Below are 24,833 nucleotides of genomic sequence, written 5' to 3'. Positions count from 1 at the left end.
AAGGATATTTCGGCCATGACTGCATCACGCTCCGCCGTACCTCGACCCGACGCTCACGTTCACTTCGGCGTCTTCTTCCAGGGGGTCAACCACACCACCATCTGGTCCGATTCCGCGAGCGGATCCCAGATCGACTTCGAGACGTTTCGGCGGTTGGTACTCACCGCCGAGCGAGGTCTGTTCGACGCCTTCTTCCTCGGTGAAGGCCTGCGGCTTCGGGAACAGAACGGCAAGATTCTCGATCTGGATATCGCCGGCCGACCCGACGCCATTGCGCAGTTGGCCGCCCTCGCCGGTATCACCGACAAGATCGGGTTGGTCGCGACACAGAACACCACGTACAACGAACCGGCCGACCTTGCGCGTCGACTCTCCGGCCTCGACCTACTTTCCGACGGACGGGCCGGCTGGAATGCGGTGACCACCGACAACGCGTGGACGGGAGAGAACTTCCGTCGCGGTGGTTTCCTCGACCACTCCCTGCGCTACGAGCGTGCCGGGCAGTTCATCGAAACCGCGCGGGCACTGTGGGATTCGTGGGCCGACGACGCGATCTCGGATTCTCGCACGTCCGAGAACTGGTCTACTCCGGGTGCCGTCGGCGACGTGCGCAGGCAGACTTCACAGTTCGACATCTCCGTGACGCCGACGCTTCCCCGAAGCCGCCAGGGGCATCCGGTCATCTTCCAAGCGGGTGATTCCCCGAGTGGACGCGATTTCGCGGCGACCCATGCCGACGTCATCTTCTCGCGACACGGGACTCATTTCGACGGCGCGCTCGACTTCGCCGACGACATTCGGGCTCGGTTGCGTAAAGCCGGGCGACCGGAGGACGACGTCAAGATCTTGCCCAGCACGCAGATCGTGTTGGCGGAGAACGAGTCCGAAGTCGAGGAGAAGGCACGGTGGGTCCTCGAAGGCCAGTTCACCGGTCAGACTGCCCTCTCTCTCGTCGGACTGGTGTGGGGTAAGGACCTTTCCGATCGAGACCCCGACGGTCCACTCCCCGAGGAAGATCCGGTTGCCCGCCCGGTTTCGGAGACGCGCGGTTCCGCGCGGGACGGCAACGACCCCATTGCGATCGCACGTGAATGGCGTGCTCTTGCCGAGGCAAAGAATCTGTCCCTACGTCAGGTCGCTATCGAGACCTCGCAGCGTTCGGGTTTTGCGGGCACTCCGGGGCAGGTCGCAGATCAGTTGGTCCATTGGGTGCGCAACGGAGCTTCGGACGGCTTCAACATCTCGCCGTACCTGGTGCCGACCGGGCTCGACGAGATCGTCGACTGGTTGATCCCGGAACTGCAGGAGCGTGGGGCGTACCGCACCGAGTACTCCACGTCGACGCTGCGAGAGCACTTGGGGTTGCGACCGCCGCTCACGCGTCGGGCCACGTCTGAAGCTGCGGGGTAACGGGTCCTGTCCCACACGGTCACAGCGACGGCCGAATCCACCAAGCTCGGTTCGGCCGTCCGCTGGGAAATCGTCGTCTGCGTAGCTGCGGGTTTCACCACCCTTCTCGATTCGGCGGTGCTCGGAATCGGGGTTCCGTCGATCCGGGCGTCGCTGGACGCGTCGACCTCGGAGGTGCAGTGGATCCTTGCGAGCTATTCGCTGACTTTCGGCTTGGCCCTGGTGCCGGCGGGCCGACTCGGTGACGTCGTCGGGCGTCGACGCTTGTTCTTGGCGGGCCTGAGCATCTTCGCGGTGATGGGAATCCTCGGAGCGTGTGCGTCGGATCCGTCGATGATCGTGTTGGCCCGGCTGGGGCAAGGGATCGGCGCAGGCACCATCAGTTCGCAGGTGCTCGGAATCATCACCGACCGGGTGTCCGGAAAGGCTCGGGCGAAGGCGTTGGGCGCGTACAGCACCGCGGGTGGTCTGGCCGGCGTTTCCGGACCGATCCTCGGTGGCGTACTGCTGAAGTATTCCGACGCCGACTTCGGATGGCGGTTGCTTCTCGTTCTCAACGTGCCGTTTGCTCTGATCACACTGATTCTGGCGTTTCGCTTTCTGCGCCGTGATCGAACCACCCGATCGGGCGCGTCGATCGATCCGGTTGGGCTGTGTCTGCTGGCGACTACGACCGGGCTCCTGTTGTGGCCCATCGTGACCCGGACCAGTGTTACTGTCGCCGCGGCTTTCCTGATCGGTGCGTTCGGCGCTGCCGTTGCCTTCTGGTTCTGGGAACGTCGGTACGCCGAGCGCGGCGGGACGCCGGTACTGCTTCCGTCGTTGATCGCCTCACGGGGCTTCCGACTGGGTACGACGGTTGCACTCTTCTGGTTCGGATCCATCCTCGCCGTCAACGCGGTGCTCAGCCTCTATCTGATCGAAGGTTTGGGCTTCGCCCCGCTGAGTGCGGCGTTGATCATGACCGGTAGCTCACTCGCGATGGCATTGACGTCGGCTTTCGGATGGCGGCTGGTTGCCAGGTTCGGCCGAAGTGCAGTGGTTTTTGCCATAGTCGGCGAGATCCTTGTCATCCTCGGGTACATCGCAGCGGTCAATCTGATTCCGCGGGAACATCTGATCCCGGTGCTGGTGGTCCTGGCGGTGTTGTCGGGAGTTGCCAGCGGTTTGGTCGACGCGCCCAATCGGGTGCTGACTCTCGAATATGCACCGGCGGGTGCGAACGGAGTTGCGGCGGGTTTCCTTCAGCTGTCGCAGCGACTGTCCGCGACCATCTCACTGGCCGCGGTATCGGGGTTGTATCTCGGTGTGCTCGGATGCTCGCCCGACGGATATGGACGTGCGTTCGGGATCGCGCTTGCCGTCTGCGTGGTCATGTTGACGCTCTCGCTGGCGGGAGCGGTGGCAGACCTCCGTCGGCGAAGGACGTGACCTGGCGTTTCGTAGGCCTAGAGGGCCCTCGGGAGACCGAGCCCGTGTGACTCGTGGGACTTGTGTTACCCATGAGTTAGGAGTCGTGGGACGATACTTGTGTGGTGACCGGTCGCAGTGAAGACAAGCCCAACGGTCGCGGGAGTGGAGAGCCAGTTAACTCACCCCGTGGATCGTCGGACAAACGTGACCGCACATCGACACCCTTCCGCGCTCGAACGGCGATGTGGACGAATCGGCCACTGTTCGATTTCCATATGATCGTCGGTCTGGTCGTGCTGATCGTCGCGTTCGGACTGCTGATGGTGCTGTCGTCTTCGGGCGTCGAATCCTATGTTCTGTCCGGGACGTCCTACGCCCGCTTCTGGCCGCAGTGCATGTTCGCAGCGATCGGTTTGGTGATGTTCGTGGCGGTCGTGCGGTTGCCGACCGAAACGATGCGTAGAGCCTCACCATGGCTGCTGATCCTGTGTCTTGTTCTGCTTGTCCTGGTGCTGATTCCAGGTATCGGCTCGGAACAGATGGGTGCTCGCAGCTGGTTCGTGATCGCGGGCATTTCCTTCCAGCCGTCGGAGCTGGCCAAACTTGCTCTGGCGATCTGGTCCGCAGCGACGGTTGCGTCGTTCATGAAGGCGCGGATGGACGTCAACCGCGCGCTGCCGGTGATCGGCGGTACGACGTTGCTGGTTCTGGTTCTGGTGGTGTTGGAGAAGGACCTCGGAACCACCATCACCATCGGCATCATCTTCATGTCGGTGCTGTGGTTCGGGCTGTTCCGGATGAAGACATTCATCAGCCTCACACTCGGTTCCGCAGTCGCATTTCTCGTGCTCGGGCTTACTGCTGGTTACCGCTCGGATCGCATCAAGGCTTTCCTCAATCCTGATCTCGACCCGCAGGGTTTGAACTTCCAGAGCACTCAGGCCAAGTACGCACTGGCGAACGGAGGCATCTTCGGGCGCGGTCTAGGACAGTCCGACGCCAAATGGAGCTATCTCCCGCAGGCGCACAACGACTTCATTTTTGCCGTGATCGGTGAAGAGTTGGGTCTGGTCGGCGCGCTGATCGTCGTCGCTCTCTTTGCCGCGGTTCTGATCGTCGGGCTGCGGATCGCGAAACGGTCCACTGATCCGTTCCTCAAAGTCATGACAGCGACGGCAACGACGTTGATCGTCGTGCAGGCGTTCATCAACATCGCCTACGTCGTCGGCCTGATTCCGGTGACCGGTCTGCAACTACCGCTCATCTCGGCGGGCGGAACGTCGATGATCACCACCCTGCTGATGTTCGGGCTCATCGCGCACGCAGCCTTCCGTGAGCCCGAGGCTGTCGCCTCGGCCGAGAGCAGCGGTCGCGGCTGGATTCCTCTGGTCTTCGGCAAGCCTCGGTTCGGCATTGCCAAGAAGCCACAGACCGATCGACGGAGGCCGCCCGCTCGCCGCGCCCAGCCTGCTCCAACTGGGCAACGCCGACCGGAACGACGGGCACCACAACCCGACAGACGCCGGGCTCCAGCTCCGGGCCGACGCGCACCCTCTCGCGACTGGTCGGAAGATCCACGTAGACGCGGCCGATCCGATCGGCCGCGGCGCGCTTCCTGATCTGGGCCAGTTCCACTGGCGGGCAGTTCGGAAGCGGGCAGTCATGCACCCGACAATTGCGTTGGGCGGCTACATTGGGAGTCGGCAAAACGACGTCTAATAAGGGTTGTGGACATGGCAGGTGGCGACAAGGCAGACCAGTCGGTGGTCGAACGTAGCTCGGTGACCGGACGTCGTACGACGCCGTCGCAGCGAGCGCGTTTTCGCCGGATTGTCGACGCCGCAATGGAATCCGCCTCCGAAGGCGGCTACGACGCGGTGCAGATGCGATCGGTGGCCGATCGCGCCGGCGTCGCGATCGGCACTGTTTACCGGTATTTCCCGTCCAAGAACCACATGCTTGTCGTCGCATTGTTGTGGATGTTCGAGGGTTTGCGTGACAGATTCCAAGACTTTGTAATCCCGGGCGAGACTCCGTCGGACCGGATTCTGTTTGTGCTGCGCAAGAATACGGAGGTCCTCGAGACCGATCACCTCCGTTACGAAGCGTTGGTTCGGGCGTACATGTTCGCGGACGCGTCGGCGACCCCGGAACTCAACGCGCTCGGTGGGGTCGTGACCGAGATGTTCGCGAAGGCGATCGGTGTCGAGGAAGTCTCGCAGCAGCAGTTGGACGCGGTGAAGGTGATCGACGACGTCTGGATGTCGAGTCTCGTCTCGTGGGTTGCGGGCCGGATGACGACGGACGAGGTGATGGCGCACCTGGAACTTGCCGTGCGACTGGTCTTTCGCAAGTTGGGCGGATAGCGCTCAGACGGTGTAGCCACCGTCGACGTTGAGCTTCTGACCGCTGATGAATCCGGCCGCGTCGCTTGCGAGGAAACATACTGCTTCGGCGATGTCGGCAGCTGATCCGAAGCGCTTCAACGGGATTCGGCTCATCGTCACGTCGAGCGCGTCCTGGTCGAGTTCGGCGGAGCTGATCAGGCGCTCCGCCATTCCGTCCGTCAACATGCCTGGTCCTACAGCGTTGAACCGGACGCCGTAGCGTCCCTCCTCTGCGGCGAATCCGCGAACAAGTTGTTCGACAGCCCCTTTGGTGCCAGCGGAGAGTCCGTCGCGCACGGGAAAGCGATCCGTTGCCGCGGTTGTCACCGCCACCACCGAACCCGAGGATGCACGCAGCGCAGGCAGGGCGGTGTGGACGAGGGTGAAGAACGCCGCGGCCTCCTGGTTCAGTTGTTCGGTGAAGAACGCCGGCGTCACACGTGAGAGGTGCGTCATCGGGACGTGCGGTCCCGCAGCGTGGACCAGCGTCGTCAATGTGCCCAGATCATCGACCGCATCGTTGACGGCGGCGCTGATCGACAACTCGTCGGTCAAGTCGAGAGAGTACGAGTGGGCGCGCACGCCATGCGCTCGAATCTGCTCGCTCAGTTGCTCGGCAGCGCCCTTGTTGTTTCGGTAGGTGAAGGCGACGTCGTGTCCGCGTTCGGCAAGGGTCAGGGCGATCGCCGACCCGATTCCACCGGTTCCGCCGCTGACAAAAGCGGTGCGTACTGCGCTCACAATGCCTCCAGATGTCTGCCGATTCCAAACCCAACAAATGCTTGGTTGGGATGCCAATCGGAATATATCAGTGCGCGAAGGACAGGCTCAGATTGCTATCGCAACCGGACTGATCGTCCTAATCTGTTGCCATGTCCGGAGACAGTGTGCAGTTGACCGACGGGGCGCCCGGTGGGGAATCGGAACCTCACGCACCGAGTTTGAACAATCGCCTGAACTGGCTGCGTGCAGGTGTTCTGGGTGCAAACGACGGAATCGTCTCGACCGCAGGCCTCGTGGTCGGTGTTGCGGCAGCCACAACCGAGCGCTCAGCAATCTTCACAGCCGGTTTTGCTGGACTGGTTGCCGGCGCTGTGTCCATGGCGTTGGGCGAGTACGTCTCGGTCAGCGCTCAGCGGGATACCGAACGCGCACTCCTGCAGAAGGAGAAGAAGGAACTCCTCGAGACCCCGGAGGCTGAACTTCAGGAACTGACCGAGATCTACGAGAACAAGGGATTGAGTCCGGAGACGGCCCGCCGCGTCGCCGAAGAATTAACCGAGCACGACGCCTTCGCGGCGCACGTAGAAGTCGAATTGGGTATCGATCCAGACGATCTCACCAATCCGTGGCATGCAGCGATTTCGTCGGCAATCTCGTTCACGATCGGCGCGGCGATCCCGTTGGTCGCAATTCTGGTGCCGCCGACAGGCATCCGCGTCCCTATCGCATTTTTCGCGGTGCTGATCGCACTTGCGCTGACCGGGACGATCAGCGCGACGCTCGGCGGAGCTCGCAAGACCAGAGCGGTGCTACGCGTGGTGATCGGTGGCGCGCTGGCGATGGCCGTGACGTACGGAGTAGGTCAGTTGGTGGGCACGGGTCTCGCCTGACCCCTGCTGTGCGCCTTTATTAACCGCGGGGGGTTAATAAAGGCGCACAGCAATTCAGGCGCGACAGATCATGACCGGCCCTGGCGCATGGTGCAGCAGATTCTGGCTGGTGGAGCCCATCACGGCGCCGGCCATCGCACTGCGTCCGTGACTTCCGACAACTATCAACTGTGCGTCGTCGGCGTATTTGAGCATGACGGGAGCAGCGGCACCGGGTTCACTGATGCGGGTGACCGGCACGTCCGGGTACTGGTCGGCCATACCGGCTAGATTTTCCGCCAGTAGCGCCGATTCCTCCTGCTCGACAGCCTCCCAGTCGATCAGGATTCCCGCTCCGCCTTCGCGGAAGGTGGACGAGCCCTGCCAGGTGTGGACCGCGATGAGCGGCGCGTCGAACTGATCGGCATAACGAAACGCGTACTCGACGGCCTTCTTGCTCAACGCGCTTCCGTCGACTCCGACGATGACGGGACGCTGATCCGGACCGGGATTCTCCGCCGAACCACGCCACACGGTGACCGGACAGGTTGCATGATTGGCCACCTTCAGTGCGGTCGATCCGAGCAGCCGTGAGCGCAGTGCACCCGATCCGGTCGACCCCATCACGATCAGGCGTGCGGTACCCGAGGATTCGAGGATATGCGTCGACGCCGGCCCTGGCGCGATCTCGGATTCGATGGTCAGTTCGGGGAATTCGGCCGAAATCACCGTGGCGGCGGCATCGACGATCGCTTCGCCGTCTTCGCGGATCTGGCTGAGGAACTGTGACTGCAACATCACTGCAGCGGGACTGTAGATCGGGCCCTCTTGCGGCAGGGCGTGCGCCAAAATCAGTCGTGAGTTGACCGCGTTCGCGACGGAGGCCGCCCACCGGGCCGCCGCCGTCGAGGCCTCGGATCCGTCGATACCGGCGACGACATCCTGGTGTCCTGCAAGTGTGTTCATGTCTACTCCCTCTGAAATGATCGAGATCGGTCGACTGGTTACAGCGACGTCACCAGAGTGACGATGCTGACTTCACGGCTTCCTTCCACGTCTTGCGTAGCAGGGTCGATTGCCCGTCGGCTATTTCCAGTTCTCGTCGGTAGGCCATGCCCAATCCGAAACTGGTGAGCGAGGTATGCTCCTGCTCGGCTGCCATTGCAAGTAGATGATGTTGGGCGACAACGGAATCCTGGTGCTCGCCGAGAACATCCTGGAAGTGGCTGAAATGCTTCAGTGCACGCTTCGCTCGGCTCTTCGACACGGGTTCCATGACCTCGATCGCGTACTTCATCCGCTTGGCTCCCTTGCGGGCGCGGTGCATTCGCTCGTCACGCTCGGTGCGGCTATCGGCATCGAAGACGTGATCGACCCGCTTACCGACCTTGTGTGCCAGGTGCCGCAGGGTATGGGCCAACTCTCGTGCCGATGCCTTCTTTCCGACGCGGTGGGTGGCGGTGTCGAATTCGAGGTCGCCGACGTACTCGTCGAGGCGATCGAGCAGCGTGGTGTATCGCTCGGAATCGAGCGCCTCGAGGGCTGTTTCCTGGGCGGTTTCACCACGTGCAGAGAAGAACTCGTCGATTCGAGCTCGCACAGCTTCTCGCTCGGGCATCTCGTCGATTTCGCCGAGGCGTTCCACAAGACGCTCCCACTGGACCTCGACGTCGCGGGCGTCACCGAACTTTCCACCGATCCACCGCAGATCCGTGATGAGATCGTCGGTCTTGGGGGAGTGGCCGGCGTACGACTGCAGAGCGCTGCGGATGCGACGTGCCGCAACCCGGAAGTCGTGAACGGCTTCGTCGTCGGCCCGACGCGTGCCGAGATCCGCGGCGACCAGTGCGCGCAATTGTTCGATGAGGTAATTACGCAACAAGATCCGCGGATTCGACGCCTTGCCCGAGGTGACCTCGTGACCGGCGTACGGTGTGACCGACGTGCCCAGTGCTCGTTTGAGTTTGGACGGACTCGCAGAGCGCTCCAGCCCGGCGTCCAGTAGAACCGACTCGATTGCATCGGCCAGCTCTTGCCCGCCTGCGCCTTGTTCGACCTCGACTTCCTGCCACGTCGACTCTCCGGAACCGTCTGCCTTGCAGGCGATGACGGTGTCGGAGACCACTTCGGCAAGCAGCACACCGTTTTCGCCGTTGAGCCTGGTGCGCTCCCGATCGGTGATGATCAGGGCGACCGGCACCAGATCGTGACCGCGAATGATCGCCCGGATCAGACTCGACAGCGGCGAGGGCACATCGGTGCTCTCGTCCGGGGGAAGTTGGATTTCGGTTCGAGTGTCCTGGCCTGCGGGAAGTTTCATGTGCCACCCCGCGTCGTCGCCACCCTCACGCTTGCGCAGCGTGATCTTCTCGGCCAGCAACCGGTAGTCCGCGGTGTCGAAGTAGGTGGCAGAGAGCTGTATCGAGTCGTGGACCGGTTCGCCGACAACACCGGGAAGTCCGCCCAAGGCGGGAACTTCCTGCTCGGCCGGCGCCTCGTACTTGCGCTCGATCTCCCGTACGGCTTCGGGTACGACGGCGGTCTTGCTCATCTGGTCTCCTCTTGCGGTGCGGTCTGCGCTTCCATCCTCCCGGTATCGGAGGCGCAGTGGAAGGGTCCGGGGTCCCTACGGCGAGTCGCCACTGCCCGATTCGTCCGGCCAGGACAGGGTCCGCCGACTTTCGAACCGTTGCAGCCGGCCGGTCTTCGGATCCTCGAACTCGAGAACCTTCGACAGCAGGCGCAGCGGGTTCGAATAATCTTCTGCGGCAACGTCGTAGAAGTCGGGATAGAAGTTGTCGCCGTGGATCGGGAGCCCGAGCGAGGTCATGTGCAGCCGAAGTTGATGGGTCTTGCCGGTATGGGGAGTCAACCGGTACCGCGCGAAGCCGTCTCGCGTTTCGATCAGTTCGATCCGCGACTCGCTGTTGGGTTCGCCCTCGATCTCCGCGGCCTTGAGCACGCCGCGTTCTTTCACGATGCGACTACGCACGACCACGGGGGTGCTCACCTGAGCGTCGTGACGCGCGATGGCCTCGTACTCCTTGGCGACGCGGCGCTCGGCGAACATGGTCTGGTAGTCGCGCCGGGCCGCCTGATGCACGGTGAACAGCAGCAGTCCCGCCGTGACGCGGTCGAGGCGATGAGCTGGACTCAGCTCCGGTAGTTCGAGGTCCCGACGCAAGCGGACCAACGCCGATTCGGCGATGTATCGCCCGCGCGGGGTGCTCGCCAGGAAATGCGGTTTGTCCACGACCAAGATGTTCTCGTCCCGGTAGAGGATGTCGATCTCGAACGGCACCCGCGTTTCGACGGGAGGGTCGCGGTACAGGTAGACGAACCGCCGGGGAGCAAAAGCGCTCGTCTCGGTGATTCCGACACCCTTCTCGTCGACGACCTCCCCGGCTGCGACTTTCTCCCGTAGGCGGACGGCGTCCTGGGGAAACCGTTCGAGCAGATAGTCGAGCGTCGTCGCCCACATGCCGTCGTCTGGCTGACGGATGCGACTCGGGTTCAGGCCGTCGCGGACGGGAAGCGGTGATCGTGACACATCTTCAAAGCTAGCCGTCCGGTCGGCATTCAGACCTATTGACGACATATGGGACGGAAGTTACTATCCGGTAAGTTCGTGACACCGGTCACTGTCGTGGGGGCAGGGCTGGGTCATCACAACAGAAAATTGGAGTTTTCGTGAGGACACGACTTCTACGTCGAAGGTCGACAACGATTGCGGTGGGGCTGTGCGTCGTGGGATTGGCGGTGCCGAGCGCCGTCGCTTCTGCGGATCCGACGGGAGGGTCGGACGGGCAGGCCTGGCTCGCGGCAACGGAGGCGACGCCGCAGTATCCGGGGGTCTCGATCGAGTGGGACGTGCCCATCACGATGAGTGACGGCACAGTTCTGCAAGCGAATGTGTACCGACCGGCGGATGCATCCGGGGTGGCCGTGGAATCGAAGACGCCATCGGTCCTCAACATCACGCCGTACACGAAACTGCTGGACACACTGGTGGATTCAGCTCTGTCGATCCCGCAGGTCGGTGAGACGCTGATGGACGTTGCGAACTCGCTCGACCTCGCGGCGCCGTTCGACGGCGTGTCGGAGTTGACGGGCGTCATCGCCGGCGGAGGCGCCAGGGTTCTCGGCGTCAACCGTGATCTGGTCCAGAACGGATACACGCAGGTAGTGGTCGACGCACGTGGAACCGGCTTCTCCCAAGGTAATTGGGACGTGCTCGGTAAGCGCGAGCAACAGGATTCGGTCGAGGTCATCGACTGGATGAGCAAGCAGGGATGGTCCGACGGGAAAGTAGGGATGGCGGGCATCTCGTACTCCGCGATCAACTCGGTGCAGGCGGCGAGCAACAATCCACCTGCACTGAAGGCGATCTTCCCGGTCGAACCTGGCAACGATCTGCTGCGCGACATCGTCGGAACCGGTGGCGGCCTCGGAGTCGGGTTCATGCCGTTGTGGTTGACCGCGGTCAACGGGCTCAAACTCATCCCGAACGTTCAGGACATCCTGCAAGGAAACTTCGATCCCCTGTGGTTGGCGAGCCGCCTCGAGGATCCGGGAACGCTGATTCCTGAACTGGTGCAAGCGATGACGGCTCAGAGAATCGAGGACGTGTCGCCGTCGACTCTGCAAGTCGCGCAAGACGGGCAGTTCTATCAGGACCGAGCCGCTGACGTCGACAACATCGCCGTTCCGACGATGGTTTACGGCGGTTGGCACGACATCTTCGCCAACAGTGAGCCGCGGATCTACAACGGAATCGATCTGCCGCCCGGGCAGAAGCAGTTGATCATGGGGAACGGCTATCACGTCACTCCCGGTGGAGGATTCGGCAAGGACGGTGCGCCGCCGCGCCTCGACGTACTCGAACGTGCGTGGTTCGACAAGTGGCTCAAGGGCATCGACAACGGAATCGATCGTTACGGTCCGGTGACGATGTTCCAGCAAGGCGGCGGATGGATCACGGACGATCAGTTCCCGCGAGCCGGTGCGAGCTACGAACGTATGTATCTGAACTCTGCGCCCAGCGGTACTGCCGCCCACGCAGCGTACGACGGTTCGCTGACGAATGACCCGCCCAGTGCCGCAGCGCGATTGACAGTCGCACCAGGACTGCGAGGCTTCTGCTCCGGTGACGGAACTCAGGGAACTGCCGGGATCTCCGTGGTGCTCGGTGCGACGTGTTCCAAGGATTCCCGATTCCAGGAAGCGGAGGGCCTGACGTTCACCGGTGAGGCAGTGACGGAGCCGACCTCACTCTCGGGCCCGATCAACGTCCACCTCGAGACCGTCCTGGACGCGACGGACGGATTCTGGGCAGCGACGGTCAACGACGTAGCACCGGACGGAACATCGACACCGATCACGAACGGCGCTCTGACTGCGTCGCTGCGGGCAGTCGACGATTCGAAGAGCACTCGCTCGGCCAACGGTGACTACAGTGAACCGCACCACTATCTGACGATCGACACGCGTCAGCCGGTGGTTCCCGGTGAGGTCACCACCGTCGACATCAACATGCTCCCGACGGACGCAGTGCTGCAACCGGGGCACCGGCTCCGCGTCGACGTCTACGCTGCCAGCGTGCCGCGATACCTGGCGCTCGGCCCGATGCTCGCCGACAGCCAACTCAAACCGCAGCACATCGAGTTGGCTGCAGACCGGCCGAGCTTCGTCAACGTTCCGTTCGTCGGGGGCCGCTGACTCGGATTGGATCGGCGGCGTGAGAACCTGCGGGCTCGCGGACGTTCTGAGAAGATCGTCCGATGACAGAATCCCGACTCTCCGCCGCCGTCCACGATCGTCTGGACGGACTTCTGGATCCGGTGGACGAGCGGCTCGCGGTGCAGTACCCGGGAAACCGTGACGAGATCCAACCCGTGCACACGATTTACGTCAGTGCCGCGGATGCAACCGTCGACACGCCTCGACTCTGGGGTGAGCAGGCGATCGCGCTTCTCGATTCCCATGCTCATGTGTTCGCCGACCTCGACACGGAGAATGCGCTCGCTGATGTGCGAGTTCAACTCGGCCGCAAGCCGGTCCAAGACTTTCGGATCGATTTCGAGGACGGGTACGGACGCCGCAGCGACGAAGAAGAAGACGATGCAGCGACGTCGGCCGGACAGACGCTTGCCGCGCTCAGCGCTGATCCTGCCGGGCCGAACTGGAGTGGCATCAGGTTCAAGGGGTTGCCGGCCGGTGAGCGTCGGCGCTCGATCAGGACGCTCGAGCTTGTGCTCGACGCGGCCGGCGGAGTGCCGGACGGATTTGTCTTCACCGTTCCCAAACTGCGCGCGGTGGAGCAGGTCACGGCGACGGTGTTGCTCTGCGAAGAGCTGGAGAAGGCGCACGGACTCGAGCTCGGTTCGCTTCGGTTCGAGTTGCAGATCGAGAGCCCGCAGGCGGTCATCGCGGCCGACGGAACGGTGGCAGTTGCTCAGGCCATCCATCGTGGTGCCGGTCGTCTGACCGGTTTGCATTACGGTACTTACGATTACAGTGCAGCTTGCGGAATTGCATCGCGTCATCAGTCGCTCGAACATCCGGTGGCAGACCACGCAAAGGCTGTCATGTTGGCTGCTGCCGCGCAGACCGGCGTCTGGGTGTGCGACGGGTCGACTCAGGTCGCGCCCGTCGGGAGCGCCACGGCGATCCGCGACGCGATCACTCGGCACCATCGCCTCGTCACGCGGTCCCTGGAACGCGGTTACTACCAGGGGTGGGACATGCACCCCGGGCATCTGGTCACCCGCTGGCTCGCCACGTTCGGCTTCTATCGCAACGCGCTCGGCGCCGCTGCCCCGCGCATCCAGTCGTACCTGGGGCGCCAAGGTGGCGACGTGATGGACGAACCTGCAACTGCCCAGGCGCTCGCAGCGGTGGTACTGCGCGGGCTCGACGCGGGGGCTTATCCGGAATCCGAAGTTCTCCGACTCGCCCCGAGCGCCGACACCAACGCACTCCGTCACCTCGTAGGACGCACCACACCGATCACAGGAGAACACTGACCGATGAGCACCACCGAATTCACCTTGCTGCCCGATCTGGCACTGCGCACCCTCGGCGGAGCCGTCATCTGGGCGAACGACGAGGCGTTTGCCGAGCGTGAGGCCCTGATCCGCCCAGGCAAGGCCGGGTACCAGCCGGCGACGTTCGGTCACAAGGGGCAGGTGTACGACGGTTGGGAGACGCGTCGCCGCCGGGTGGCAGGCCATGACGAGGCGATCGTCCGACTCGGTGTTCCCGGAGTGGTGCGAGGCGTCGTGGTCGACACCGCGTGGTTCAAGGGCAATTACCCGCCCGAGATCTCGGTGGAAGCAATCTCGGTCGAGGGGTATCCGGATCCCGCCGACCTGGCCGTATCCGGTGAGTGGACAACCATCGTCGAGCGCTCGACCGTGCACGGTGACTCGGAGAATCCGTTCTCGGTGGCGTCGGAGGAGCGGTGGACGCACGTCAAGCTGACCATTTACCCGGACGGCGGCGTGGCGAGATTCCGTGTTCACGGCGAAGCGCGGCCGGACCCGCGTTTCCTCGATGCCGGGCCGTTGGACCTCGCAGCACTCGAAAACGGTGGCCGCGTGACCGATTGCTCCAACATGTTCTACAGCTCACCGCAGAACATCCTGTTTCCCGGACGCGCTGCTTCGATGGGTGACGGGTGGGAGACCGCCAGGCGCCGCGACAACGGAAACGACTGGGTGCAAGTACAACTCGCGGGTGAAGGCGTGCTGAGTTTCGTCGAGATCGACACCTCGTACTTCCTCGGAAACAGTCCAGGTGAGGGCGCTCTGACCGGGCGGACGTCGGAGGGGGAGTGGATCGAACTGTTGCCGCGCACGACGCTGCGTCCGGATACGCGCCATCGCTTTCCGATCGATTCCGAAGTCCAGGTCACCGATGTTCGTCTGGACATCTTCCCGGACGGTGGCCTGGCGCGGCTGAGAGTCTTCGGCGTACTCACCGACGCTGCTCGCGCTGTGATCTCCGGGCGCTGACGGTAAAGTTGTTGGCATGAGCGACTATCCGAGCGACGACTATCCCCGGGACATGGTGGGGTACGGCCCTCATCCGCCGCATCCGCACTGGCCCGGCGACGCGCGGATAGCGGTTCAGTTCGTGCTCAACTACGAAGAGGGAGCCGAGAACAACGTCCTGGACGGGGACGCGGCTTCGGAAACATTTCTGTCGGAAATGACTCCGGCAGAGGCATTTCCGAATCGACACATGAGCATGGAATCGCTGTACGAGTACGGCTCCCGGGCCGGGTTGTGGCGTGTACTGCGAACCTTCGAGCGGCGAAACCTGCCTCTCACAGTCTTTGCGGTGGCGCGGGCGATGCAGCGGAACCCCGAAGCAGTCAGTGCTTTTCAGGAGTTGGGCCACGAGATCGCGTGCCACGGATTACGTTGGAAGTCTTACCAATCCGTGGACATCGAGCGCGAACGCGCAGACATGGCCGAGGCAGTGCAGATTCTGCGAGATCTGACGGGTTCGGCGCCCCTCGGTTGGTACACCGGGCGCGATTCACCGAACACCCGCGAATTGGTGGTCGAGCACGGCGGCTTCGTCTACGACTCCGATTCGTACGCCGACGATCTGCCGTACTGGGTCGACGTTCCGCGTGGCGCAGAATCGGTGAAGCACCTGGTCGTTCCGTACACCCTTGACACCAACGACATGCGTTTCGCCTCTCCCGCAGGATTTCCCAGCGGTGATCAGTTCTTTGCGCACCTACGCGATGCCTTCGACGTGCTGTATGCGGAGGGGACGGCCGGATCGCCCAAGATGCTCTCGATCGGGTTGCACTGCCGCATAGTCGGCCGCCCTGCCCGTGCGGCCGCTCTCGAGCGATTTCTGGACCACGTGCAGTCACACGAGAAGGTCTGGATCGCGCGGCGCATCGACATCGCCGAGCACTGGAAGACCGCGCACCCCGTTTAGATCACGGTCGGTCGACAAAAGACTTCATTCGAGCAGTCCGGGTACTGGTTCGACTGCCGCGTATTCCGCCATCGAATTCTAGGCCATTGACAACTGGCACGGTTGTGGATGACTCTTTGGAGATGGAGAAACACACAGCAGTCGAAGCGTCTTCGAGGTGAGCCGACCGGTGCCGACCAAGAAACCGACCAAGAACCGCGGATCGAAGTTGTCCCACAATGCCCGCGCAGTGGTGACCGGCGCCGGCAGCGGAATCGGCCGTGCCTTTTCGTTGGAGTTGGCGCGCAGAGGCGGTGAGGTGATCTGCGCGGATATCTCGCTGGAACGGGCCAAGGACACAGTGGCACTCATCGATGAGATCGGTGGTACCGCGCACGCCGTCAAATGCGATGTGTCAATTCGTGAGCAGGTTCAGGACCTGGCGTTGTTCGCGGAACTCGAACTTGCGGGTCCGCTTTCGTTGGTGATCAACAATGCCGGGGTGGGTATCGGTGGAAAACCGGTGGGCGAGATCGGTTTCGACGATTGGGAGTGGGCACTCGGGATCAATCTGTGGGGTGTCGTGCACGGCTGTGAGATATTTGCTCCACAACTGCGTGCGAGCGGCGCCGGGGGATTCATCAACGTGGCCTCGGCTGCTGGGTTTGCGGCTGCGCCGCTGATGGCGCCCTACAACGTCGGTAAAGCCGCCGTGATGTCGCTCTCGGAGACCTTGTCCGCTGAACTTGCCGGTACGGGAGTGCGGGTGACGGTGCTGTGTCCGACCTTCGTCAAGACAAATGTTGCTCTCGACGGCCGAATCACCGCGGAAGCAACACAATTGGCGCAAGCGTTGATGCGGCGAACCGGCTTTTCGCCGGAGCGCATCGCCGTCACCACTCTCGACGCCTACGACAAGGGTCGACTCTACGTGGTGCCGCAGTTCGATGCGAAGGTGATCTGGCGACTCAAACGGTATCTACCCGTTGCATACACGTGGGGCTGTGGAGTTCTCAATCGCTTTGCACCGAAACAGAAGTCGGGATCATCTGGAACTTCGGCGGCGCCGGAGACGAACTCGCCGAGCACGAAAGGAGCGTGACATGTCCTTCGATTTCGACGGCATGCTGCACAAGATCAAGGACCGCCAATGGGCTCTGGTGGACATCGACTGGGATGCTCCGGGCGCCGAGACGATCAGTCCAGAGCTTCATGCGAAGCTGAAACCGTTCATGTCGGACCTGATGTGGATCGAGAACGTCGGTGCCCGTGGCTTCGCTGCGATGGCTCTCAAGGCGCCGACTGAAACTCTCCGAGACATCTATCGGCATTTCCACGCCGAGGAACAGAAGCACGCCAACGCCGAACTCGCGCTGATGCGTCGGTGGGGAATGCTGGACGGCGACGAGATGCCCGAGCCCAACATCAACGTCAAGCTCGTCATCGACTGGCTGGACAAGCATTCCGACGGTTTGTCGCTCTCGATTCTCGGGACCGTCATACCGATGCTCGAGGTGGCGCTCGACGGAGCCCTGGTCAAGTTCATCATGGACGAGATCGAGGATCCGGTCTGTCAGGCTGTGTTCAAGAAGATCAATGCAGACGAGTCCAGGCATCTGGCGGTCGATTTTGCGGTGATCGAGATGCTCGGGCACTCGACGACGCGCAAGCTCGTTGTCGAAACCGTCGGCGCCTGGTTGAATCCGGCGTTGATCATCGGGACACTTCGCTACATCCCGCTGCTGAACAAGATGCGCGACAACATCGTCGACATGGGAGTGAACGAGGAACGGCTCTACACCGCGATGAAGCGATTCAGGAACGTAGGCGAACGGAGTCCGGCCGCGCTCCGCGTCCCGATGTATCGGGTGGTGAAGTGGCACGGCAACATGGTCATCAATCGCAACCATCCCTACCATCTGCTTGCCGATCGGATGGTCAAGGTCACTGGCCGACTTTCCGGCAGCAGGCTCAATTCCGAGCCGACCTGGGCCAAGGAACTTACGTACGAGCCACTCGCATGAGTACTGCCGAGCCACTGTCAGTGGCGATCATCGGTGGAGGTTTCGCAGGAATCGGAGCGGCGATTCGGTTGAAGCAGAACGGTATCGAGGACTTCGTCGTTCTCGAACGCGGCACGGAGGTCGGCGGGACGTGGCGCGACAACACGTATCCGGGAGCTGCGTGCGACATTCCGTCCCGTCTGTACTCGTACAGTTTCGCCCCGAACCCGGACTGGTCGCACACCTACTCGGCCAGCGCGGAGATCCTCGGCTACATCCGAACGATGGTGAAAGAGTTCGGCCTCGAGCCGAAGATTCGGTTTCGGTGCAACGTCACGGGCGTCGAGTGGGACGAGCAGACAGGTGTCTGGGCGATCGCGCTCGAGGGCCGTGAAGCGGTCATTGCCCGGACCGTCGTCATGGCGTCCGGTCCGCTGGCGAACGTCAGCTTTCCTGCTGTTCCGGGTTTGGAGAGCTACGAAGGACACAAGATTCACAGTGCTCGCTGGGACCATGACTACGACTTCACCGACAAGCGGGTCGCAGTGATCGGAACCGGGGCCAGTGGCGTCCAGATCGTCCCTGAACTCGTGAAAACTGCACGATCAGTGAAGGTTTTCCAACGAACACCGGGATGGGCATTGCCGCGAGCAAACCTACGCACCCGATCTCGCACGAAGGATCTGTACCGTCGTCATCCGGTCGTCCAGACTCTGGCGCGTCGGGCTTGGTACTGGGGACACGAATCGGTAGCTCTCGGGGTGGTGTGGGAATCCCCGTTGACGAGGGTGGTGGAAACAGTCGGGCGTCTTCATCTGCGCATGCAGGTGAAGGACCCGTGGTTGCGGCGACAACTCACTCCCGACTTTCGGGCAGGGTGCAAGCGGTTGCTGATGACCAGCGAGTATTACCCGGCTCTTCAGCAAGACAATTGCACACTCGTGACCTGGCCGATCGCGAGATTGGCGCCACATGGCATTCGCACGGTCGAAGGGATCGAGCATCAATTCGACTGCATCGTCTTCGCCACCGGCTTCGACGTTTGCAAGACCGGAACACCGGTCCCGATCATCGGCCGGGACGGACGTGTGCTCGCTCAGGAGTGGAAATCCGGGGCGCGTGCGTACAAGAGCATTGCGGTATCCGGTTATCCCAACCTGTATTTCACCTTCGGACCCAACTCGGGTCCGGGGCACAGCTCCGCCCTTGTGTACATGGAAGCGCAACTCGACTATCTCGCCCAAGCGATCAAGATCGTTCTCGAGCGCGACCTCAAGGCACTCGATGTTCGTCAAGATGTCGAAGATGCGTACAACGTCGAGTTGCAGCGTCGGCTGTCGAAGACCACGTGGAACTCGGGATGTTCGAGTTGGTATCTCACCGACGAAGGATTCAATGCCACTATGTTTCCCGGTTTCGCGACCCAGTACGTGAACCAATTGAAATCGGTGGATCTTCGGGACTACACGAGCACGGTGCGCGAGAAAGACACCGCGCAGACCTGATCCCGGGTTCTGATCGGCCTGGTGTTGCCACTAAGTTGGAATCGTGACGACCGACGCGGCAGAGGAGACGAGGCGGTGACCGAGTACCGCATCGACGATCTAGCGCGCGCTGCGGGCACCACCTCGCGGAATGTACGGGCATATCAGGAACGTGGATTGCTTCCTCCGCCGGAGAAGCGTGGGCGGGTAGGCATCTACGGCGACGCGCACCTCGAACGCCTCAAGCTGATCGACACGCTTCTTCAACGAGGTTTCACCACTGCGCATATCGACGACTTCATCACCGGGTGGGAAAGCGGGAAAGACCTGACAGAGGTGCTGGGTCTGCAGCACGCGGTCACCGAACCATGGTCCCGCAGCGACACCGTGAGTATCGAGATGGCCGTCGTACGCGAGTTTCTCGGGGGAGATGCAGATGGTCAACTGCATCGTCTCGTAGATCTCGGACTGGTACAGATCGAAGGAGAGAACTGCGTTTTCACCGATCCTGCTTTGCTCAGCGGATTTTCGAGTCTCCTCGACTACGGTTTCACTCTCGATCAACTGGTCGATGTGCACGAAAAGCTTCACAACGCTGTGGACGGGATCGCCAAAGACCTGATTCAGGCGGCAAAGGATCGCATCGTCGATCAGCACGGGGTCGGTTGGCTCCCGGAGGGCGACGAGGTTGCCGGAACAGCCGAGATGCTCCAGACGATGCGTGAACTCGGTGTGGCGTCGGTACATTCGGCACTGGCCCGGGCACTCGACGCGAACCTTCAGCGTGAACTCGGCGACTATCTTGCCGCTGCGATCGGCTCGCGGAGCGACGCCGACGAGTCCGACTAGCAGCATCGATCACGTTCGGGATGTGCGGCCCGTCGCGGTGCGCTCAGCTCTTGCGTGCCTCGATCAGGAATCGACTCGAGTGCGCGACAAAAGATCCGTCGCGACGGATCTGCTGATCGAGTTCGCGGAGCCGGTCCCGATACTGCGCGACGGTGAATCCCGGAACCATCCAGATCACCTTGCGTAAGAAGTAGACAACGGCGCCGATGTCGAAGAATTCCATGCGCAGACGCTCGAAACGCAGGTCGACGACGGTGAGCCCGGCCTCAATCGCGTCGGCAGTTTCGTCCTCGTGGTGCCGTCCGCGACGAGCCTGCGGCTGAGGACCGAGAAAGTACTCGACCAGTTCGAACACGCTGGCGTGACCCACATGTTGAGCGAAGTACGTTCCTCCCGGTTCGAGTACCCGCGCGATTTCGGTCCACCACACCGTCGCTGGGTGTCGGCTGGTCACCAGGTCGAAAGCCGAATCGGCGAACGGTAGCGGCGGCTCGTCCGGATCGGCGACCACCACCACACCTCGAGGACGCAGAAGGGCGGTGGCCTTGGCGATGTTCGGTGGCCAGGATTCGGTTGCTGCCATCACCGGCGGGAGTGACGGTGCAGCGGCGAGGACTTCGCCGCCGCCGGTCTGGATGTCCAATGCGGCGCCGGCGCGGCCGAGACGTTCACCCATCAGCCTCTGGTACCCCCACGACGGACGCTGCTCCGTGGCGCGTCCGTCGAGCCACGAGAAATCCCACCCGTCGACGGAGGCGGATTCCGCTTCGGCGACAAGTTCGTCGAAACCTCGTGACATGCTCTGTGACTCGCCTTCAGGCGTTCCTTCCGACATCACATCATCATCGTCGCGGAGGGTCGACGGTGCCAGTTGTTTACGGCTACTTCGGGGTGGCGCCGAGCATCGGTGCGAGTTGAGTGGCAATCGGGTTCAGGTTGAGCTTGTCCGGGTCCACCTTGGGCTTGCCGTCCCACGGTTGCGAGGTGTTCGGGTCGGCGAACGCGATGCGGTTGGCGCTACGAACCCCCGTTTCGCTGCCCTGAGGTGCCTGGCAGTTGGCGGCAGTGTTCAACGGGAAGTTCTGCGTCGTGTCGTCGAAGTTCGGGTCCTTGCGCTTCATCTCGTCGAGGATCGCCATGGTCCCTTCGTAACCGACGGTGCACGAGAGCGGGTTGTTGGTCTCGAGTACCAAGCCCAGATGTACTGTGCCGTCTCCCGGTGCAACGGTGGGCGCCGCCCCGGCGAGCGCAGGCAGGAAGAGCAGGAATGGCTGCAGCGAGGGCAGTGTCGGTGCGGCTGCCGCTGCAACGGCGGAGAGGTTGGAGAGGTTGGTCGTGAGCGCGGGGCCGGCTTCGGTGACGAGAGAGCCGACTTGTTCGCTGGCCGGTATGCCGTTGTCGATCACGCGTCGGATGTCGGGGTCGCTGGTGCGCAATTGCGCCGTCAGTGCGTCGAGGTCGGTGCTGAACTGCTTGATCGCCGACGATTGATCGGACTGGGTCGTGAGCACCGTCTGGCTGTCGCGGATCAGTCCGAGGGTCTGGGGAAGGGTGTCGAGGCCCGACTGGGAGATCCCCGACAGCGAGTCGGCAAGTACCTGCAGATCTTCGCCCTTGCCGTTGAATGCCGCGCCGAGTTCTTTCGCGACGGTGTGGAGTGCGTCGACCGGAACGGAGTGCACCAGACCGTTGGCGCTGGTCAAGACATTCTCGATCGGGATCGGCGTGGTTGTGTCGCCCACGGCGATCACCGAGCCGTCTTCGAGGAACGGGCCCTGGTCGGTATCGGGCTGAAGGTCGACGTACTGCTCGCCGATGGCTGAGCGATTGGCCACCACGGCCCGCGCGGATGCGGGAATCTGCGGAGCACTGCTGTCGATCAACAGGTCGACTTCGATTCCGTCGGACGTGAGCGACATGTCACCGACGCGTCCGACGGGTACACCGCGATAGGTCACTTCGGCGTTGGTGAAGATGCCACCGGACGTCGCCAGTTCGGTTTTGACCGTGTATTGGCCGAATCCCAGAAGATTGTCCAGCCGTACGTATTTCGCTCCGACATAGATCAAGCCCAGGAGTGCAACCACGACGAGGGCGACCAGCTGCCATTTGGCGAGCTTCGACATCACCATGAGGTGACGACCCTGAACTGATGCGGTGTGTTCATGGTTCGACTCCCGAATGACAAGCCGGGTACGGCTGGTGTTGAGCGAATTGTGTTCACCCACGGACGTTCTGAGGTGAACCGGAAACTTCCGGCAATTCGTTGTTGGCGATAACTATAAACAAGTCGTCACAGATAGAAAGTCGACGCTGAGATTTCCGCAGGTCGTCGAAACGTAAGTGTCGCAGCTCACTTCGAATGCTTCGATGTGATGCAGACGGCTTTCGGTCTGAATCGGGCTTGACTTCGCCAAACATATCCATAAAAGTAGATGCGTTCCGGTTGTCGTGCAGAGGGGTGTGGTCCATGGATGCTTTGGCGATCTTCAAGGCGCTGTCCAACCCGACTCGCCTGCAGATCATGGAGTGGCTCGCGCACCCGGCGAAGTATTTCGACGAGGACTCGTATACGCAGCAGGATCTCGGGTTTCACATCGGAGTCTGTGTCGGTGACATCCAGGGGCGATCGGGACTTGCCCAGTCGGTGATCTCGGGGTATCTGCAGGGCATGAAAGACGTGGGTCTGCTCGAGTCCGAGCGCATCGGGAAGTGGACGTATTACCGACGAAACGAATCCGTGATCGGCGAGTTCAGGGAATTCGTTCGCGAAAAGCTGTAGCGGCCGAATTGCCCTCGTCGGTCGGGTTGTTCAACCAAATATATCTACATATATAGATATGTAACTGTCTTGTGTGGCGAAGTAGTGAGGAGTGTGTCGTGAAGTCGAAATTGTTGATACCGGTTCTGGCGTTGGGTGTATTCGGAATCATCACTACGGAGATGGGCATTATCGGGGTTCTGCCTCAGATCAGCGAAAAGTTCGGTATCACCGCGTCGACTGCCGGATGGTTGGTCGGTGTGTTTGCACTCGTCGTGGCGGTGACCGGTCCGTTCACAACGCTGATCACCTCGGGAATCAACAGGAGAACCGTTCTGTTGGTAGCGATTGCAGTCTTTGCGGTCTCCAATGTGGTGTATGCGACCACATCGAGTTTCGAGGTGATGTTTGCATTTCGGATCATCCCCGCCGTGGTTCATCCGGTCTTCTTCGCTGTCGCGCTTGCAAGTGCGGTTCGTCTGGTATCGCCGGAACAGGCGACCGCCGCGGTGACCAAGGTATTTGCAGGCGTCACAGTCGGATTCGCGTTCGGCGTGCCCTTGACGTCCTATTTGGCCGAGAACTTTTCGGTGTCGACAGCATTCGTGTTCGGCGCCGTGGTCAACGTTCTCGCGTTTCTCGGGATTGTCGTACTTCTGCCCTCGGCTCCTGTGACACAACGCCTGTCGTACGGTGCACAGGTCGGGATACTTCGCCGGCCGCGCGTGTGGTTGACCATTCTTTCCGTCACCTTCGTCTTCGCAGCCATGTTCTCGGTGTACGGATACTTTGCCGAATACCTCGGCGAAGTGACCGGCATGAGCGGATCGTGGATCAGCGCGATGCTCTTGGCTTTCGGTGTCGTGATGATCTTCGGCAACTTCGTCTTCGGGGCTCTGCTCGCCAAGGGGGTGGTGCGCACGGTTGTGGCTTTTCCCTTGCTGTACATCGTCGTCTACGTGATGCTCTATCTGGCGGGCCCGTACTTCGGCGCGATGGTTGTAGCCGTGTTGGTTTGGGGTGTAGTGCATTCCGGTGGACTGGTGGTTTCGCAGAGCTGGATGGGGCGAGACGCAGTCGACGCGCCTGAATTCGGCAACAGCCTTTTCATCTCGTTCTCCAACCTGGGGATCACGCTCGGCACTGCGGTCGGTGGACTGTTTCTCGCGCATTTCGAAACCCGCCAATTAGTCTGGGCTGGAGTATTGTTCGCGATCCTGGCGCTGCTGGTGACAGGTGTTCGACTCTCGCTCAGGCACGCTCACAGCGAGAACGGTGTCAGTGTACCGGTGTAGTTCTTGGGAAGTGGCCGTGCGAACTCGCCGCGCGAACTGGTCGACAGTCCGAGGGTGACCAACGACTGAACCATCGTGACCCCAGCGGCAACGCCGTCGACTACCGGGACACCCAGTTCGTCGGACAAGTCCTGGCACAGGTCCGCCATGCCGGCGCAACCCAGCACGAGGACGTCCGAGTCGTCTTGCTCCAATGCGTCGAAACAGGCTTCCAAGATCACCTTTCGCGCGTCGGGATCACGATCGAGTTCCAGAACCGGAATCTCGCAGGAGTGGATACCTCGGCACCGAGCCTGCATGCCGTACCGGTCCACCAGATCGGCGGCGCGGCCGCGGGTTCGACCGAGAGTGGTCACGATGCTGAATCCGCGACCCAGGAAACTTGCGTAGTTCATTGCCGCTTCGGCAACAGCTACGACGGGGCCCTTGGCCAACTCTCGGGCTGCATCAAGACCTGGGTCACCGAAGCAAGCGATGACGTAGCCGTCGACTTCGTTCTTTTCTCCGGCGGCGATCTCGGTCAGGATTCCGGGGACGCTGAGAACTTCGTCGTAGTGGCTTTCGATCGACGCGGGACCCATGGCAGGGCTGACGGCCTCGACGAATGTGCCCGAGCCTGCGACGGTCCGGGCACATTCCTCGATCTTGGCGGTCATCGCCCACGTGGTGTTGGGGTTGATCACCTTGATTCTCATGACG

22 protein-coding genes are annotated in these 24,833 nt (G+C 62.0%); 15 read left to right on the top strand and 7 right to left on the bottom strand.

Annotated elements, in window-relative coordinates; all coding sequences use genetic code 11:
* Positions 1 to 15: 15 nt before the first annotated feature.
* The 4 genes from P0M12_RS05955 (at position 16) to P0M12_RS05940 (ending at position 5,189) form a co-directional block, all read left to right on the top strand.
* Entirely contained in the window at positions 16 to 1,410 is a 1,395-nt protein-coding gene (locus tag P0M12_RS05955; protein ID WP_003939710.1) for an NtaA/DmoA family FMN-dependent monooxygenase, read from the top strand.
* Between the two features lie 69 nt (positions 1,411 to 1,479).
* Complete coding sequence (locus P0M12_RS05950; protein WP_277377910.1) at positions 1,480 to 2,841, top strand: MFS transporter; 1,362 nt, start codon at positions 1,480 to 1,482, stop codon at positions 2,839 to 2,841.
* 224 nt (positions 2,842 to 3,065) lie between these two features.
* Positions 3,066 to 4,442 carry a putative lipid II flippase FtsW gene (gene ftsW, locus P0M12_RS05945; protein WP_007733895.1) on the top strand — a complete coding sequence of 459 codons (1,377 nt, stop codon included), beginning with the start codon at positions 3,066 to 3,068 and terminating at the stop codon, positions 4,440 to 4,442.
* 114 nt (positions 4,443 to 4,556) lie between these two features.
* Positions 4,557 to 5,189 carry a TetR family transcriptional regulator gene (locus tag P0M12_RS05940; RefSeq protein ID WP_007733896.1) on the top strand — a complete coding sequence of 211 codons (633 nt, stop codon included), beginning with the start codon at positions 4,557 to 4,559 and terminating at the stop codon, positions 5,187 to 5,189.
* 3 nt (positions 5,190 to 5,192) lie between these two features.
* Here P0M12_RS05940 and P0M12_RS05935 read toward each other — a convergent pair whose 3' ends face one another.
* Positions 5,193 to 5,951: an SDR family oxidoreductase gene (locus P0M12_RS05935; RefSeq protein ID WP_042922254.1), complete on the bottom strand. Its 759-nt coding sequence runs from the start codon at positions 5,949 to 5,951 to the stop codon at positions 5,193 to 5,195.
* Positions 5,952 to 6,082: 131 nt separating this feature from the next.
* Between P0M12_RS05935 and P0M12_RS05930 the strand changes: the two genes are divergently transcribed.
* On the top strand, positions 6,083 to 6,823 hold the full coding sequence (locus P0M12_RS05930; protein WP_007733901.1) for a VIT family protein: 741 nt from the start codon (positions 6,083 to 6,085) through the stop codon (positions 6,821 to 6,823).
* A gap of 54 nt (positions 6,824 to 6,877) precedes the next feature.
* Here the strand turns inward: P0M12_RS05930 and P0M12_RS05925 are convergent, their stop codons facing one another.
* From P0M12_RS05925 to P0M12_RS05915, 3 genes are all read right to left on the bottom strand, one after another.
* On the bottom strand, positions 6,878 to 7,768 hold the full coding sequence (locus P0M12_RS05925) for a universal stress protein (RefSeq protein ID WP_047271050.1): 891 nt from the start codon (positions 7,766 to 7,768) through the stop codon (positions 6,878 to 6,880).
* Positions 7,769 to 7,817: 49 nt separating this feature from the next.
* Entirely contained in the window at positions 7,818 to 9,353 is a 1,536-nt protein-coding gene (locus tag P0M12_RS05920) for a CYTH and CHAD domain-containing protein (RefSeq protein ID WP_007733905.1), read from the bottom strand.
* 75 nt (positions 9,354 to 9,428) lie between these two features.
* Positions 9,429 to 10,352, bottom strand: a complete 924-nt coding sequence (locus P0M12_RS05915; protein WP_277377521.1) for a pseudouridine synthase — start codon at positions 10,350 to 10,352, stop codon at positions 9,429 to 9,431.
* A gap of 140 nt (positions 10,353 to 10,492) precedes the next feature.
* Between P0M12_RS05915 and P0M12_RS05910 the strand changes: the two genes are divergently transcribed.
* From P0M12_RS05910 to P0M12_RS05875, 8 genes are all read left to right on the top strand, one after another.
* On the top strand, positions 10,493 to 12,520 hold the full coding sequence (locus tag P0M12_RS05910) for a CocE/NonD family hydrolase (RefSeq protein WP_277377520.1): 2,028 nt from the start codon (positions 10,493 to 10,495) through the stop codon (positions 12,518 to 12,520).
* 62 nt (positions 12,521 to 12,582) lie between these two features.
* Positions 12,583 to 13,827, top strand: coding sequence for an aldolase/citrate lyase family protein (locus tag P0M12_RS05905; protein WP_214927119.1), 1,245 nt, complete (start codon positions 12,583 to 12,585; stop codon positions 13,825 to 13,827).
* Positions 13,828 to 13,830: 3 nt separating this feature from the next.
* Positions 13,831 to 14,817: an allantoicase gene (alc, locus tag P0M12_RS05900; protein ID WP_007733917.1), complete on the top strand. Its 987-nt coding sequence runs from the start codon at positions 13,831 to 13,833 to the stop codon at positions 14,815 to 14,817.
* 16 nt (positions 14,818 to 14,833) lie between these two features.
* Positions 14,834 to 15,763: an allantoinase PuuE gene (gene puuE, locus P0M12_RS05895; RefSeq protein WP_042451351.1), complete on the top strand. Its 930-nt coding sequence runs from the start codon at positions 14,834 to 14,836 to the stop codon at positions 15,761 to 15,763.
* A gap of 169 nt (positions 15,764 to 15,932) precedes the next feature.
* Positions 15,933 to 16,844, top strand: a complete 912-nt coding sequence (locus P0M12_RS05890; protein ID WP_050654767.1) for an SDR family NAD(P)-dependent oxidoreductase — start codon at positions 15,933 to 15,935, stop codon at positions 16,842 to 16,844.
* A gap of 1 nt (position 16,845) precedes the next feature.
* Complete coding sequence (locus P0M12_RS05885) at positions 16,846 to 17,766, top strand: hypothetical protein (protein ID WP_030535274.1); 921 nt, start codon at positions 16,846 to 16,848, stop codon at positions 17,764 to 17,766.
* Positions 17,763 to 19,250: an NAD(P)/FAD-dependent oxidoreductase gene (locus tag P0M12_RS05880; RefSeq protein ID WP_007733920.1), complete on the top strand. Its 1,488-nt coding sequence runs from the start codon at positions 17,763 to 17,765 to the stop codon at positions 19,248 to 19,250. Before P0M12_RS05885 ends, P0M12_RS05880 begins: the two co-directional genes overlap by 4 nt.
* 75 nt (positions 19,251 to 19,325) lie before the next feature.
* Positions 19,326 to 20,078, top strand: a complete 753-nt coding sequence (locus P0M12_RS05875; protein ID WP_007733922.1) for a MerR family transcriptional regulator — start codon at positions 19,326 to 19,328, stop codon at positions 20,076 to 20,078.
* Between the two features lie 43 nt (positions 20,079 to 20,121).
* On the opposite strand, the gene P0M12_RS05870 is transcribed toward P0M12_RS05875, so the two are convergent.
* Together P0M12_RS05870 and P0M12_RS05865 are read right to left on the bottom strand one after the other, a co-directional pair.
* Positions 20,122 to 20,877 (bottom strand): class I SAM-dependent methyltransferase, encoded by a 756-nt coding sequence (locus P0M12_RS05870; RefSeq protein WP_030535277.1) that lies wholly within the window; start codon positions 20,875 to 20,877, stop codon positions 20,122 to 20,124.
* Positions 20,878 to 20,959: 82 nt separating this feature from the next.
* Positions 20,960 to 22,207 (bottom strand): MlaD family protein, encoded by a 1,248-nt coding sequence (locus P0M12_RS05865; protein ID WP_030535278.1) that lies wholly within the window; start codon positions 22,205 to 22,207, stop codon positions 20,960 to 20,962.
* A gap of 341 nt (positions 22,208 to 22,548) precedes the next feature.
* Between P0M12_RS05865 and P0M12_RS05860 the strand changes: the two genes are divergently transcribed.
* A complete protein-coding gene (locus P0M12_RS05860) occupies positions 22,549 to 22,860 on the top strand; it encodes a metalloregulator ArsR/SmtB family transcription factor (RefSeq protein WP_007733929.1) in 312 nt (103 codons plus the stop codon).
* Between the two features lie 98 nt (positions 22,861 to 22,958).
* Positions 22,959 to 24,134 (top strand): MFS transporter, encoded by a 1,176-nt coding sequence (locus tag P0M12_RS05855; RefSeq protein WP_003939751.1) that lies wholly within the window; start codon positions 22,959 to 22,961, stop codon positions 24,132 to 24,134.
* Here P0M12_RS05855 and P0M12_RS05850 read toward each other — a convergent pair.
* On the bottom strand, positions 24,101 to 24,829 hold the full coding sequence (locus P0M12_RS05850) for an aspartate/glutamate racemase family protein (protein ID WP_003940161.1): 729 nt from the start codon (positions 24,827 to 24,829) through the stop codon (positions 24,101 to 24,103). The genes P0M12_RS05855 and P0M12_RS05850 overlap by 34 nt on opposite strands.
* Between the last annotated feature and the right edge of the window lie 4 nt (positions 24,830 to 24,833).

This window comes from Rhodococcus sp. RCBS9 (assembly GCF_029457415.1).
Lineage (GTDB): Bacteria > Actinomycetota > Actinomycetes > Mycobacteriales > Mycobacteriaceae > Rhodococcus_F > Rhodococcus_F qingshengii.
Note: the sequence above shows the minus strand (reverse complement) of the source record. Positions and strands in the feature narration are given on the sequence as shown.

Bases quoted from the DNA above. Each gene is read 5' to 3' on its own strand.
- P0M12_RS05925 (WP_047271050.1), bottom strand. From the start codon at position 7,768: ATGAACACACTTGCAGGACACCAGGATGTCGTCGCCGGTATCGACGGA.
- P0M12_RS05955 (WP_003939710.1), top strand. From the start codon at position 16: ATGACTGCATCACGCTCCGCCGTACCTCGACCCGACGCTCACGTTCAC.
- P0M12_RS05920 (WP_007733905.1), bottom strand. From the start codon at position 9,353: ATGAGCAAGACCGCCGTCGTACCCGAAGCCGTACGGGAGATCGAGCGC.
- P0M12_RS05850 (WP_003940161.1), bottom strand. From the start codon at position 24,829: ATGAGAATCAAGGTGATCAACCCCAACACCACGTGGGCGATGACCGCC.
- P0M12_RS05930 (WP_007733901.1), top strand. From the start codon at position 6,083: ATGTCCGGAGACAGTGTGCAGTTGACCGACGGGGCGCCCGGTGGGGAA.
- P0M12_RS05885 (WP_030535274.1), top strand. From the start codon at position 16,846: ATGTCCTTCGATTTCGACGGCATGCTGCACAAGATCAAGGACCGCCAA.
- puuE (WP_042451351.1), top strand. From the start codon at position 14,834: ATGAGCGACTATCCGAGCGACGACTATCCCCGGGACATGGTGGGGTAC.
- P0M12_RS05940 (WP_007733896.1), top strand. From the start codon at position 4,557: ATGGCAGGTGGCGACAAGGCAGACCAGTCGGTGGTCGAACGTAGCTCG.
- alc (WP_007733917.1), top strand. From the start codon at position 13,831: ATGAGCACCACCGAATTCACCTTGCTGCCCGATCTGGCACTGCGCACC.
- P0M12_RS05905 (WP_214927119.1), top strand. From the start codon at position 12,583: ATGACAGAATCCCGACTCTCCGCCGCCGTCCACGATCGTCTGGACGGA.
- P0M12_RS05860 (WP_007733929.1), top strand. From the start codon at position 22,549: ATGGATGCTTTGGCGATCTTCAAGGCGCTGTCCAACCCGACTCGCCTG.
- P0M12_RS05870 (WP_030535277.1), bottom strand. From the start codon at position 20,877: ATGTCACGAGGTTTCGACGAACTTGTCGCCGAAGCGGAATCCGCCTCC.
- ftsW (WP_007733895.1), top strand. From the start codon at position 3,066: ATGTGGACGAATCGGCCACTGTTCGATTTCCATATGATCGTCGGTCTG.
- P0M12_RS05880 (WP_007733920.1), top strand. From the start codon at position 17,763: ATGAGTACTGCCGAGCCACTGTCAGTGGCGATCATCGGTGGAGGTTTC.